This is a genomic window from Cohnella thermotolerans DSM 17683, from assembly GCF_000429825.1.
In the GTDB taxonomy this organism is placed as follows: domain Bacteria; phylum Bacillota; class Bacilli; order Paenibacillales; family Paenibacillaceae; genus Cohnella; species Cohnella thermotolerans.
The window spans coordinates 9899-23461 of sequence record NZ_KE386956.1 but is presented as its reverse complement, the minus strand read 5'-3'; the positions used below and the strand labels follow the sequence as shown (position 1 = coordinate 23461).

The following is a 13563-nucleotide window of genomic DNA, read 5'->3' as shown; positions in this document are numbered from 1 at the left end:
AACGATCGCGAGAAGGGAGGCTGCCCTCCCTTCCCGTCATTTCGCTTCCGCGTTGTCCTGCAGAAGCTTGTCGCCTTGCTGCTGCGCTTTTTTCAGCGTGTCTTCGGCGCTCTGCTTGTTCTGCTGGAACAGCTCCAGATTCGGGATGAGCGCGTCCGTCTCCATGACGGAGTAGCCCGGATGCTGCGGACGGATCTTCGCGAACTCGAGCGTCTCGAGGAACGGCTTCCAGAACGGATCGTCCTGGAAGAAGGGATCTTCGATCGCCGGCTTGAAGCCCGGGATGTTGAGGCTCGTTTTGGCCCACAGCAGCGCGTTGTCCTTGTTCGCCGTCCACCACTTGATGAACTCCCACGCTTCCTGCTGATGCTTCGAGGCTTCCGGAATGACAAGTCCGAAGCCGCCCATGATAGCGCCTTTGTCGCCGTTCGGCCCGGCCGGCGGCGGCACGACGCCGAAGTCAAGATCCTTGCCGTACTTCTTGTACGTCGTCAGCATCCACGGGCCGGTGTACGTCATCGCCAGCTTCCCGGTCGCGAACGCGTCGGTGGATTCGCCGAGTCCTTTCTCGAAGCCGATTTTGTACACCTTGTCCTGATTCATCAGCCGATCCCAGTAGTCCAGCACCGCTTTGCCCTTGTCGTTGTTGAAGTTCGTCTTGCCGTCATCCGTCAGCATCGTGCCTCCGGCTTGCTGCAGATACATATTGAAAAGGCCGTTGTCGCCCAGGGAGAAGCCCGCGACCTGAAGCTTGCTGCCGTCCCATTTGGTCGTTTTGACGGCGGCTTCCTCCAGCTCCTGCCAGTTCGTCGGCGGCGCGGAGACGCCGGCGTCCGTCAGCAGCTTTTTGTTGTAGAACAGCGCCCGCGCGTCCACCGTCAGCGGAAGGCCGTACAGCTTGCCGTTATACGAAAGCTCCTTTAGCGCTTCTCCATAGAAGTCGTCCCTGTTCAGGCCGTCCTTCTGGAGGAAGTCGTCTACGGGGTGAAGGACGTTTTTGGGCGCGTACAGCGAGGTGCGCCACCGGTCCCACAGCATGATATCGGGAGATCCGCCGGACGTGGCGGCCGTCAGAAACTTCGTGATCAAATCCTGCTGCACGACGTATTTGACGCGAATTTGATCCTGCGACTTGTTGAACGCGTCGACCATCGTCTGGAACTGCTTCTGGCCTTCGCCGCTCCAGTCGCCCCAGAACGTCAGCTCCACCGCTTTGCCCGAAGATTTGCTCCCGGAAGGAGCGGCGGACGCCCCGGAAGCGGACGATGACGCCGCCGGCGATCCTTCCGAACTGCCGCCCGAGCTTCCGCAGCCTGCCAGAACGGCGGACGTTACCCCCGCAAGCGCGATCAGAGATACCCATTTTCTCATTTGGTAAGCCTCCCTTTTGATCTTTGCTCTATTCCAACGGGGACGAGCCCCGGTTGAAACCCGGTCAATCGCCGATCCGGATGCCGCAGTAATCCATAAGCAGCTCGCAGTACATCATGTTGGCCCAGGAAAACCACGCCCGCGTGAACCGCGTCGGATCGTCCGCGTGGAAGCCTTCGTGCATCATGCCGGTTCCGGCGTCGGTAGCCGCCATAAGCTCCAGCATCCGCAGCTTCTCTTCCGGGTCCGGCGAGGTCAGCCCCTGCATGGCCAGCGCGATCGGCCAGACGTAATCCGCCGGCGTGTGCGGGCTGCCGACGCCCGAAGCGGCCCGGCCTTCGTAGTAATAGGGATTCGCGCGGCTGAGAACGAAGCGGCGCGTATTGAGATAGATCGGATCGTCCGCGGGCGCGTAGCCCAAATACGGAATCGACAGCAGGCTCGGCACGTTGGCGTCGTCCATCAGGTGGTGCCGCCCGAAGCCGTCGGTCTCGTAGGCGTACATCGGGCCGAAGTCCGGATGGCGGACGATGCCGTGCTCGCGGATGCCCGCGTCGATCTCCGCCGCCAGCGCGGCGGCGTCCTTCGCGAGCGGTTCGTCCCGCAGGACGCAGTCGGCGATTTCTGTCAGGTTCCGCAGCGCGACGACGGCGAACATGTTGGACGGCACGAGATAGCCGTATTTGCAGGCGTCGTCGCTCGGCCGGAAGCCGGACCACGTCATGCCGGTATAGCCGACCTCCGCCCCTCTTCCTTCGCGCTCCAGCGTATCCGAAGGGGGACAGTCCCGCCTCTCGAACCGGTAGCTCGACTTCGTCCCGTGATGCTGCTCGGTTCGCCAGGTGGCGATGACGATGCGGGCCGCGGAAGCGAAGCCGGAACCCAGATGGGAGGTGCGGCCGGTCTTCTTCCAGAGGAGATAAGCCAGATGAATCGGGTAGCAAAGCGAATCGATCTCGTACTTACGCTCCCAAATCCACGGCTTCATGTCGGTCCGATCGTTCTGATGGCCTTGACCGGTCGGACCTTCGTTGAAAGCGTTCGCATACGGATCCGCCGACAGGCAGGCAATCTGCCTTGCCACCAGCCCTTCGATCATGTCCGCCAGCTCGGGAGAATCCGCCGCGAGGGCGAGGAACGGCCGGACCTGCGCGGCCGAATCCCGGAGCCACATGGCGGGGATGTCGCCGGTAATGACGAAGGTCGTCCCGTCGGGCATTCGCTTCACCGTCGTCTTGAGCGTGTTCGACAGCGCGTTGCGGAAAATGAGGGCCAGCCTCGGGCGCTCCGCCGTCCGCTCGCGAATGCGGTCGGACAGCGCTTCCAGGGCGGTTAACGTTGAGGGCGAGAGTTCTATGCTCGGCCAGCCTCCTTCGGGTAGGTTTAGGTATGTTAGCCTTCTTGGGCGACGAACGGAAGAGCCGCCGCCATCTCGAGCAGCATCAAGCCGCTGAGCTGGGCGCAAAGCTGAACCTGCGGCTCGACGGGACCGGTCCAGGCTCTGGCGATCAGCCCGCGTTCGCTGCGGCCCGTCCGCCACAGGACGTCGGCATTCCGCTCGATCAGCCGGCGCACGTCGGCCAGCTCGGGACGGAGCAGCAGCAGCTCCCGCAAATAGCGGACGAAAATGCCTTTGAACAGGCCGCAATCGTCTTTGCCTTCGTCCGGAAGCAGCCCCGTGTCCGGGTCGGCGAAGCGTCCGATCGCGGTCCGCGCGGTGCGCATCGCGTCTTCCAGATAGTCCGTCCGGCCCGTGATGCGGTACAGCTCGAGGCCCGCCCCGACGAACACGCCCTGGCAGTACGTGTACGCCCAGTCGTAATCGATCTTGCCGTCGCCGAGCCGGTTCATGCCGTCCCAGACGAAGCCGGTCTGCGGATCGACGAGGTTGGCCTTGTTCCAGTCGTAGATCCGCTTCGCCCATTCGAGGTCTTCCCGATCGCCGAACCTTTGGTACAGGCGGGACGCCAGAATCGAAGCGGGCGCGTTGGCCGGCGTATTTTTGTAATCGAGCTGGTCCTTCTTCCAGGCCATGCCGCCGCCCATGTGTCCGTTCCAGGCGGTCCGGATGCTCGCCCAGAGGACGGCGACGTCCTTGCGGTCTTTCTCCCGCTTGGCGGCGTCGTAGACGCGAAGCAGCGCCAGCGCCATCCACTCCATGTCGTCGTAATAGTTGTGCAGCAGCGTGCCGCCGTTCAGCTTCCGAACCCCTTCGACGATCCGGTCGATCCGCTCCAGGTAAGCGGAGTTTCTCGTCCGTTCGTAGCCGTCGGCGAGCGCGTCGATCGCATGAGCGTGCCACCAGTAAATGAAATGGTCGTTACAGCCGGGCTTGTAGGGAGCGACCTGATTCATCATGCCGAGCTCTTCGTTCCAGAAATTGTAGAGCAGCTCTTCCTGCGCCGTCTCGGCTCTCGTTCTCAGAGACTCGGGCGCGATGGAGACGGGGGCGTTATTCGCAAGGTTCAAAGTCGCTCATCCTTTCATGCAGGGTCAGGAGGTCACCTTCAGATTGTCGAGATTCAAATCGTTGGCGCTGCCTTTGGAGCTGTCGTAGATCAGGGAGACCGTATTGCCGCCCGCGTGCAACGGAACGTTGCCGACCGTGACGGTCGCGTAGGACGACCAGCTTGCCGTTCCGGCGAAGGCCAGATTGGCCGCGACGCTCGCGCCGTTGACATAAAGATAGCGGCTTGCCGCCCCCGCTCCGGCCGCGTAGCGGAAGGTCAGCATATAGAGGCCGTCCCGGTCCGCTTGGACCGCAAAATCCACCCATTGGCCGTCGCCGTTCCAGCCCGCCACGTAGCCCGTTCCCGTATATCCGGCGTAAGTCGCTTCCGTGCCAAGGCCGTGAAGCGTGCCGGCTTCGGCTTCGTACGTTTGATTTTGCTGAACCGTCAGCCTGTCGAGATTGAGGTAGTTCGAGCTTCCGGACGCGTTCTCGAACGCCAGGCGGACAAGATTCGTGCCTGCGCTCAGCGGAACGCCCACCGTCACCGTGTTCCACGTCGTCCAGTTGCCCGTTCCGGCGAAAGCGAGCGCCGCCTGCACCGTCGTTCCGTTCACCTTCAGCTCCCTCGACGCGTTGCCCGCTCCGGCGCTGTACCGGAACGTCAAATCGTAGCTGCCGGCGGCCAGGACGTTGACGGGGAATGTCACGTAGGTGTCGTTCGCGTTCCACCCGGCGACGTAGCCTCTTCCGCTGTACCCCGCGTTCTCGTAAGCGTTCTGCTCGTTCGGCACGCCCGTTCGCAGCGCGTTCTCCGCTTCGTAGGGGCCCGGTCCGACGACCGTTCCGCTCCCGCCGTCGGGATTCGCGAGGAACAGAATCGAGACGCCCGCCCCCGCCGCGCTGCTCTGGATAAAGCCGCCGCCCGGCGTCATCGTCCAGTCCGGCCCGATGAGGCCGTCGGCCGCGCGCCGGTGGTTCCAGGCCTGGCTCGCGTTAAACGTAAGGAAGCTCTCGTACTGGGTCTGATTGGCCCCGTCGATCAGGTTGCGGACGTTGCGGGCGAAAATCATTTTGAAAAGCGCCGTATCGTCCTCTCCCTCGTACAACAAGCTGCTCCCGTCGGCCGTCATATGATCGATGACCCAATCCACGCTGTCGGTGGCGTTTTGCAAATAATGGCTGTCGTTCGTCTCTTCGTACATCGCAAGCGAAGCGCCGGCGAACATGCCGAAGTTGTAGGTGAACTCCCAGTCCTTCAGCCCTTCGCCCTGCCGGTACTGGTCGTAGACGTAGCCATCGCCCGCATAGAGGGTATCCTCGACCCAATCGTAAAGCTGTTCCGCCTTGGTCAAGTAGGAGGAATCGTTATAGATGCGATACAGCTTCATCGCGATCTCGGCCGCCGTCGCGTTCGTCGCGACGTTCTTCTGCGGCTCGTGGCCGATCGTGTTCCACCAGATGCCGCCGCCGAAGTCGCTGCTCCACGATTGCCAGAGGTGGTCGAACATGTCTTTGGCTACCGTCTTGTAACGCGTGTCGCCCGTAATGTCGTATGCCCGGAGCGCGCCCAGCGCCCACCAGCCGATATCGTCGTTGAACGGATTCGCGCTCCAGTCGGGATAAGCGTTCCGGAAGCCGTCGTAAATATCGCCGATCAGATCGTAATACGTCTGGCTCCCTGTCCGTTCGTAGGCGTCCATGACCGTCTGCCACAGCTGGGCTTCCCACCAGTAATCGGTGTAAAGCCCGTTCTGGGGCCCCGAGGCGTGGGCGTGAATCTGATGATCGCTGTTCGTGTAGAAGTATTGCTGAGAGGAATCGTAGAACGAGTTCAGAAAGCTGTTCATCGCCGCGGTCGCGTTGGCCGATGTAAAAGCTTCCGTCTTGCCGGGTCCGACCGGGAATGTGAGAGCCGACAGCAGCGGAACGGCGGCCAGCCACGCGAACCTTCTTCTTGCCCGCTTCATAAAGATCATCCCCTTCGCGCTTATGTAAAACGCTTACAAGGATAAATATAATGTCATAACAACCTTATGTCAATATATTTATTTCGGGATAAAGTTTATTTTTACATATCAATATATTATTTTATATGCTTAAAAACAAAAAAAAGCCCCGACGGGCGCAGGGGGACGATTATCGGCGAGGCTGTAAGGTCGGTTTTCGAGCTGCCAATGATTGGTCCGGCTTTTTTTCCCAAGCCGACGGTCGGGACTTTCTCGACCGTCTGAACGCCTTTGGCGTCTGTAGGGCTTCATGGAGCATGACCGGGCGAGCAGAGCAGGGCCCCGAACGCTAACGGACACAGGGGCCGTTATTTGTCCCAAAATCGCGTTTTTGATATTGTAACGGACCCTGGTTCCGCTATGCGTCGGATTTTCCTCGTTGGGGGTACGGTTTGAAGCCTATAACGGATCCTGTGTCCGTTACAATTCGGAATAGGCTTCCAGGCGTGAAATAACGGATTCCAGGTCCGTAGGAGCCAAGGCATATTCTGATCGAATCTTGAACGAGACAAGGATCTGAAGTTTTTGACCCTGCAGCGCGTAACCGTGCGGAGCTGTAAAGTCGATTTATGCTCTACTTTTGTCAAGCCCCATTCCGCAAGAAAAATACCCCAAGATTGGATTTCTTGGGGCATCCGCATAAAAAAACCTTATAATTAGGTGGAAGGTAGTCCTGTCCAAATCCTAATCATAAGGAGAACCATAGATAAGGATGCTACAAAACTCGCCCTAATGCACTACCTAAAACCGTTTAACCCCCTTTTTTTCGGAACATATTGCTGAGCACCGCCTGGACCGGTACTTGAAGAAGGCTCCGTTGCCTGACGATGTGCAACCCGGCATCTGCGGCTTGCAGAGACACTAACCCCGCAGCACGGCCCTGTAACCCGACATCTGCGGCTTGCAGCAGCTCAAACTCCGCACCCCGCCTCTGTAACCCGACATCTGCGGCTTACAGCAGCACAAACTCCGCGAGCCCGCGTTGTAACCCGGCATCTGCGGCTTACAGCGCGCAACCGGCGCGCGAGCGAGGCTGTAAGGTCGGTTTTCGACCCTACCACGCAAAATAGCGTCGCCCACCAACGCTCCTCCCCGTCCGCCCTACGGATGCACCTTTTTCGCAGCTTCGGCCGTCGAGCCTCCAAGGACAAGCTCCGCCTCAAGCGCAATTTTGCTCGGAACGGTCTGGCCTTTCCTCAGCCGCAGCACGTGCTCGAAAGCAAGCCGGCCGATCTCCTCCTGATTTTGCCGCAGATGCGTAAAAGGGAACGCGCCGCTGTTGTCCGGACAATCGAAGCAGACGATCGACAGCTCGCGCGGCACGTCCAGCTTCAGTTGCTTGGCCGCCTCGGCGGCAAGCAGGGCGATGTTGTACTCCATGGCGAAAATCGCCGTAATCTCCGGATGCCCGAGCAGATGCCGCTTGATTTTCTCGACATCCTTCGCCTTGTTCTCCTCGGTGTAAGCGTTTGGCAGCGTCGATGTAATGTCTTCGAGCCACAGCTCCCGGTCGACGACGACGCCCTTCTCCGCATGCGCCTGCACGAAGCCTTCGATCCGCTCCTCGACCGCGGTCGTGTCCATCGGAGGCGGCGTCAGCAAAGCGATATGCCGGTGCCCCAGCTCGAACAGGTAATCGATGCCCCGCTTGGCGGCGGATACGTTGTCCGTGCTGATCGAGCCTGCCGAGATGCCTTTCAGGTGGCGGTCCACCAGCACGAATGGGAACTTGTCGATGACCAGCTTCAAAATTTCCGCGTTGAAATATTCGCCTTGCGCGGGGAAGATAATCAGCCCGTCCACCCCGAGCTCCCGCAAGCCTTTGATCGCTTCCTCCTCGTACGAGGGAATGCCGAACGTCCGCCGCAAAATGAGGTAGCTGTCGTTCCGCCTGGAGGCTTCCTCCATGCCGTAGATGAGCCCCGTGCCGTAGCTGTCGCTGAAATCGGTCATGACGAGCCCGATCAGCAGCTTCGCGTCAGCCCCGCCCCTGGCGCCGCTCTTGGCGGCTGACGGCGAAGCCGCGGCCGGCCGCGCCTCCGGGTCCGCCACGAACGACCCTTTGCCCGGCTTGCGGACGATGATGCCCGCTTCCGCGAGCAGCTCCAGCGCTTTCTTGCTCGTAATCCGGCTGACATTGTACGCATCCGCAAGCTCCTTCTCGGACGGTACGCGGTCGCCTATGCCGTATTGCCCCGACCGGATCTCTTCCTTGAGCGCATCGTATATTTTCTCGTACATCGGCCCCGACATCCTTGGCCCGCACCCCTTCCGTTTCTAAACCGCATTCATTATATACATAATAATATATCATGATATATTGGGCTTGTGAAGCGAGTATATTCGAGAGGACAAGGAAACAGACGGAGATCCGGCGGTTGAACCGATTCCGAGAACGCGTCGGAATGTCGGAGTGTCGAATTCTTAACCTCGCGGCGCTTGGGGGAAAATGGTATCATGGAAGAAGCGCAACTCGCTTGGGCGGGAGAAGCTGCCTCCGAAAGGAGGTGGTGCCTATGGAATTTTCGTTCCAGGAAGTGATGATGCTGGGGATGTTTCTCCTGGCGTTGCTCACGTACTTAAAACGAAAATAACCCGCCCAGGTTCGCGCCAGGTGACGGGTTATTTCCTCTGATCCGCTCGGGGGGCATTCCCGCCAAAGCAGTTGTGCGGGGAGGCTGTGGCGCAGCCTCCTTCTTTAAGTGTTATCTTAACATACCCGATTTAGACGCGCAACGAGGGCACCCGCCCTTTCGATGCGGACGCCGTCCGCTTCAGGTACGACCCGGAAGCCGCTCTCCGGGACAGCGGGAGCGCCGCCCGGCCGGCCCAGCACCGCTGCCGCCAGCCAATGCGTTCCGGCGCCCAACCTCGCCTTAAGCGTGGGGATAACGGTTCGCGGATGAAGAACGTTCGTGTTCGCCTGCGCCTGAACGTTGTCCGCCGCCTCGTACCCGAGCAAGCTGCGGATGCCGCTAACCCCGAGCGAACCCGCCGCGGTCGCCTCCCCGTCCGAAACCGCAAGCCTCGTGTCCCCCTGCAGCCCAAGGGCGAAGCCGCCCTCGGCGGCGTCGAGCTCCCTCCCCGTCGTCACCCGATGAACCCGCAGATGCCAAGGCAATCCCGGCACGATCCAGCTGCACACTTCCACGTCCGTCCACGGCTTCCATCGGGCGAACAGATGACCGTCGTCTCCGATCGCCGTCTCCTCGTTGCGTCGGCGGACGCGATACAAGTTGTCTCCGGCTTCGCTGAGCGCGAGCATCGAATCGAAGGCCCCCTGGCTCAGCCCCCATTCGGCCTTCGGCACGCTGAAGCCGAACGCCGTCGAGTACGCAAACTTCTCGTATTTGGCGGAAGTGTGCGCGTGCTCGTTCGTCGACGGATGGCCGGCGTTGAAGAGGACGACGTGATCGGCGTCCTCCTGCCGGCAGGCGACGAGATGGGCGGGCCGCTGGACGGACAGCGGCGCCGTCTTCGGCAGGGGCAGCTCCTCGGCCCGCCAGAACGGATGGTCTTCCGGCAGCGCCAGCGGCAGGAACGTTTTGAGCGCCCAGTAAGGAGAACCGGGGGAATTGTACTGCTCGGCCATGACGAGGTTCGGATAGGCGTAGCCGATCGTCAGCACGCCGTTCCCATCCAGGATCGGCTGCCGGAACCACCAGCGCAGGTTGCGGAGCACGAGCCCTTTGAGCGCGCCCATCGGCACCGCGCCGCCGCCCGCGAACGCCAGCGCGCTCCAGAAGGCGGACTGCGCGAAGCGGTACGTCAGGCTGCGGCCGTACGGCACGGCGGAGCCGTCCTCCGCGAACCAGGCCAGAAACGGCCCGGCGAACGCCGCCGCCCGCTCCCGGTAGACGCGCGCCCGCTCCGGGTCTTCCGCTTCCATCAGCTTGGCGTACAGCAAGCCGTAGTAATGGAGGGCGAACGGAACATAATAATCGCTATGCCCGCCGACCCCGTCCGCGTACCAGCCGTCCCCGATGTAAAAATCGTCGATGCGGCGCAAATTCCGCTCCGTCTGCTCCCTGTCGTACGGCAGCCCGCTTTTCCGAAACCCGATGTTGACCAGCACCTGAAAAAAGAGCCAATTGCAGTCGTACACCGGACGGCGGTTGATTTGATTCAGCCAAGCGTACAAGTTGCTTCTCTCCCGCTCGCCGAGCGGCTCCCAGATCCGTTCCGGAACGAGCGCGAGCGCGAAGCCGAAGGCAGCCATCTCGACCAGCCGCTGGTCATAATCCCGCGTGTCGCCCCAATATTCCGCATGATCCGGATCGGTGCCGTTCACGATGCCTTGCAGGCACGTCTGCCATAGCCCTTCCGGGCTGCCGCCCCCGGCCAGGTAGGGGACCATTCCCCATAATACGCGGGAAAAGCCTTCCATCTCGGCGACCTCGGGCGGGAAGCTCGCACCGGTCGCCCCCAGGCGCAATCTCGCCCGGCCTTCGCTGTAGCGGCTTGTGAGCGGTTCGCACAGCGTCTCGAACGCCCGCTTCAGATCGTCCCGGGTCCGCAGCGGGTTGTCCGCGATCGCCAAACTCGTCTTGTCCATGGTCGTTCCCTCTCCCGTTGTCCGGTTTCAAGATCAGGCTGCCGATCGATTACGCCCGCCTTCCCGCAGCGTCCGTCTATTGCCAGAAAATCGTATCGTTGCCCCGCAGGCGCGACAGCCCTTCCACGAAGAAGTAGTCTCCGTAAATGAGCGGCACGTCGACGTTTTTGCCTTCCGGATAATGGCTCGTCCCGTGCAGGATCAAGCCTTCCTCGTTCGGATCGTCCCAAGCCCCGTAGTTGCGGTACAGCGATTCCAGCATCCGGATCGCCGCGCCCCGGTAAAGCTCCGCCTCTGTCCGGCCGACCTTCTCCGCGAGCAGCAGCAGGCCGCTGGCCGCGCAGGCCCCTGCCGACGAGTCGCGATACTTCGTCACTTCGGGGGGCAGGCGGAAATCCCAATGCGGCACGCGATCCTCCGGCAAATTGGCCAGGAAAAAATGCGCGACCCGCTTGGCGGCGTCCAAATAAGCCGGCTTGCCGGCATGATGGTAGCCGAGCGTCAAGCCGTAGAGCGCCCAGGCCGTCCCTCTCGACCAGGCCGATTCCGGCGCGTAGCCTTGGCCGCCGATTCCTTCCACGAAGTCGCCCGTAAGCGGATCGAAACGGACGATATGATAGACGGAGCCGTCGGAGCGGACGAACCGCTCGAGCACCGTATCCAGATGCGCTTCGGCGATATGGCGGTAGCGCGGGTCCCCGCTCTCCGCCGTCGCCCAGAACAGCAGCGGCACGTTCATCGCGCAATCGATAATCGCGATCCCGGCGTTGTCCTGCCCCGCCGACCAGGGGTTCCAGGCGCGGATGAACCGCCCTTTCAAATTGAAGCGGCCGGCCAAATAGTTCGCCGCCTGCAGCGCCCGGCGGCGCGACTCCGCGTTCCCGGTGATCTTGTAGGAAGCGACGCTCGTCAGCGTCCACATGAAGCCCAGGTCGTGGTCCAGCTTCGTATACTCCCGCAGCACGTCGTCCAGCCGCTCCTCGCACGCCTCCGCCAGACGGCGGAGCGTCTCCTCGCCGTTTTCCCGATAGAACAGCCAGAGCATTCCCGGCCAGAAGCCGGCGGTCCACCAATGCGGCTCTTCGCAGACGTAAACCCCGCCTTGGCTCGCATGGGGAAAGTTCGAGCCGATCCTTGCGCCGTTGCGGAGCGTTTTGGCGCCCGCTTGCCTCCATGCTTCTTCCAACCAGTCCAATGCCGCCGTATTCGACATCCGATCGTTCCTCCCGGTCATAGAAATTGGAATTGCAGCCTGACGGTTTGGAACAAGTCCGTGCCGGCAAGCGTGAAATCGATGGCGTACCAACGGGCGTCTCGGCCAAAATGATCGCGGTACGAACGGCTCTCGACGCGCGGCGTGAGGTTTGCGCCGTCGTACCGGATCGCCAGCGAGCGGCCGCCCGTTCCTCGGAGCAGCACTTCTCCTTCGGCCAGCACCGGGCGAATGCGCGTGACGATCCGTTCGACGATGCCGTCCGGCTTGCGCTCGAACCGGAATTCGTCCGTCAGCTCCAGGGACGGAAGCGCCGTTTTCCGCCAGACGAAGCTGCGGACGAGCGACTTCAGATGAGACAGCCGGTAAGCCGAGGCCATCTCGAGCTTCAGCCGGTCCTCGCCGTCGCCGATCGAAGCTTCCAGCACAACGGCCGCGCTCTCCGCTCCTTCCGACTGCAGCCTCCCGTCCACGATCGGCACCGAATGCCCCTGCGAGCCGTTGCAGCCATATGCGTACCTTCCTTCGCCGAAATAGGCTTGCGTATATTCCCCGCTGCCCAGATCGGCGGCGAACGTCTCGCCGTCCGCCAGCAAGATGAACTGGCCGATGTCGTTATGGTTGTGCGGCTCGCCGTTGTTTCCGCCTTTCGCGGCGAAGCCGAATCGGCCGGAACCGGTAGTATGGCGGGACACGAGCCACTGCGCGTCGGGCAAGTAGTAATCGGAAGCCCGCCAATCTTCCCCTCCCTTGCGCGGATCGAACCAGAGCAGATTGCGGAGAGCGGGCGCCCACCGGCTGCAAGGGTCGTCCGTGTAGGCGGCTCGCAGCGTCAGCGGGGGGAGCTCCACTTCCTCGCCGTACACGCTCCTCAAGTAATGGGCGAGCCCGATATGCACCCGCGCCTGCGGAACGGAATCGGAGAAATTGACCGTCCGGTCGCCGTCCAGATAGGCTTTCTGCTGAAACGCCGCGATGGTGCGGACTTTCTCGCTCCGGAACAGGTCGATCGCTCCGTCCGTCCGTTTTTTCAACAAATCCGCGAAATAAACGAAATACCCGAAGCCGTAATTCCAATAGCCGAGGCCCTCCAGGCACGCCCCGTCTTCGCCGTATCCGCTCAAGAAGCACTCGATGCTGCCCAGCGCCTTCCGGACGATCTCCGCGAGCCGCCCGGGCTCCCGAACCGACAGCAGCGCCGCCGAGCCGATCGAGCCCGCGCAGACGGCGGACCAATTGTGGCGGGCACTCTCCCAGGAATGCGGCCCCATCGTCAGATAGGGGCGGAACAGCCTCGCTTCCGTCTCTTCGGCGATCCGCTCCCGCAGCAGCGCGGGCAGCCGGTCCTCCAGCAGCAGCCCGATCTCGCTGAGCGTAAACCCGGTCTCGGCGGCGAACAGATCGATCGTCGCCCGAATGTCGGCGCTGCTCCCCTTCACGTGCGCCGGCAGGCACCACGTGTATTCGTTGCAGACGGTCCAGATCGCGTCGCACAGCGCCTCGCTCCAGGCGGGCTCCTCCGGCTCCAGCAGCGCGAGCAGCGCGAACGTGTTCAACCGGCGGCGGCGTTCGAAGTATACGCTTTCATATTCCAGGCGCGTTCCCCGCCTCGCATAGATCGAGAACAGGCCGTACGTCAATTCCGGCGTCGGCTCCCTTCGGAGACGCTCCCCTTCTTCCCGGATTTCCCGTACGGGAAGCTCGTATGCCGGCGACGTCCGGACGTTCGCCCAGAACGCCTCCTGGCCGTCGTCGCCGTAGTAAAGCCGACGATCGGCCGGCGACGAATCCGCCAGCAGTGTCTCAAGGGCGGCTTGGCGGCTTTCCGTCATCTTCGGAATGCCCTCCTTCCATGTGGCCGTATTGCGCGGCTCAGTTCGTGCCCGTAAGGTCGTTTTTCGACCTTACGGCTTCATGCGCGGCCCAGTTCGTGCCTGTAAGGTCGTTTTTCGACCTTACAGCTTCA

General features: G+C 61.8%; 8 protein-coding genes. All 8 read right to left on the bottom strand.

Annotation, left to right across the window (positions count from 1 at the left end):
• Nucleotides 1-36: 36 nt before the first annotated feature.
• Nucleotides 37-1371 (bottom strand): ABC transporter substrate-binding protein, encoded by a 1335-nt coding sequence (locus G485_RS0118915; RefSeq protein WP_027093811.1) that lies wholly within the window; start codon nt 1369-1371, stop codon nt 37-39.
• A 64-nt stretch (nt 1372-1435) separates the two neighbouring features.
• Nucleotides 1436-2728 (bottom strand): glycoside hydrolase family 125 protein, encoded by a 1293-nt coding sequence (locus G485_RS0118910; protein ID WP_027093810.1) that lies wholly within the window; start codon nt 2726-2728, stop codon nt 1436-1438.
• A gap of 35 nt (nt 2729-2763) precedes the next feature.
• Nucleotides 2764-3840 carry a glycoside hydrolase family 76 protein gene (locus G485_RS0118905; protein ID WP_240489207.1) on the bottom strand — a complete coding sequence of 359 codons (1077 nt, stop codon included), beginning with the start codon at nt 3838-3840 and terminating at the stop codon, nt 2764-2766.
• 24 nt (nt 3841-3864) lie between these two features.
• Nucleotides 3865-5790, bottom strand: coding sequence for a glycoside hydrolase family 76 protein (locus tag G485_RS0118900; protein WP_027093808.1), 1926 nt, complete (start codon nt 5788-5790; stop codon nt 3865-3867).
• A 1140-nt stretch (nt 5791-6930) separates the two neighbouring features.
• Nucleotides 6931-8070 (bottom strand): GntR family transcriptional regulator, encoded by a 1140-nt coding sequence (locus G485_RS0118895; protein WP_027093807.1) that lies wholly within the window; start codon nt 8068-8070, stop codon nt 6931-6933.
• Nucleotides 8071-8539: 469 nt separating this feature from the next.
• Nucleotides 8540-10384 carry a DUF2264 domain-containing protein gene (locus tag G485_RS27325; protein ID WP_035157257.1) on the bottom strand — a complete coding sequence of 615 codons (1845 nt, stop codon included), beginning with the start codon at nt 10382-10384 and terminating at the stop codon, nt 8540-8542.
• A 76-nt stretch (nt 10385-10460) separates the two neighbouring features.
• Nucleotides 10461-11597 carry a glycoside hydrolase family 88 protein gene (locus G485_RS0118880; RefSeq protein WP_027093805.1) on the bottom strand — a complete coding sequence of 379 codons (1137 nt, stop codon included), beginning with the start codon at nt 11595-11597 and terminating at the stop codon, nt 10461-10463.
• A gap of 17 nt (nt 11598-11614) precedes the next feature.
• Complete coding sequence (locus tag G485_RS0118875) at nt 11615-13429, bottom strand: heparinase II/III family protein (RefSeq protein WP_027093804.1); 1815 nt, start codon at nt 13427-13429, stop codon at nt 11615-11617.
• Nucleotides 13430-13563 lie beyond the last annotated feature (134 nt).

Coding starts and splice junctions, on each gene's coding strand:
- G485_RS0118880 (WP_027093805.1), bottom strand. CDS start 11,597: ATGTCGAATACGGCGGCATTGGACTGGTTGGAAGAAGCATGGAGGCAA.
- G485_RS0118875 (WP_027093804.1), bottom strand. CDS start 13,429: ATGACGGAAAGCCGCCAAGCCGCCCTTGAGACACTGCTGGCGGATTCG.
- G485_RS0118915 (WP_027093811.1), bottom strand. CDS start 1,371: ATGAGAAAATGGGTATCTCTGATCGCGCTTGCGGGGGTAACGTCCGCC.
- G485_RS0118900 (WP_027093808.1), bottom strand. CDS start 5,790: ATGAAGCGGGCAAGAAGAAGGTTCGCGTGGCTGGCCGCCGTTCCGCTG.
- G485_RS27325 (WP_035157257.1), bottom strand. CDS start 10,384: ATGGACAAGACGAGTTTGGCGATCGCGGACAACCCGCTGCGGACCCGG.
- G485_RS0118895 (WP_027093807.1), bottom strand. CDS start 8,070: ATGTACGAGAAAATATACGATGCGCTCAAGGAAGAGATCCGGTCGGGG.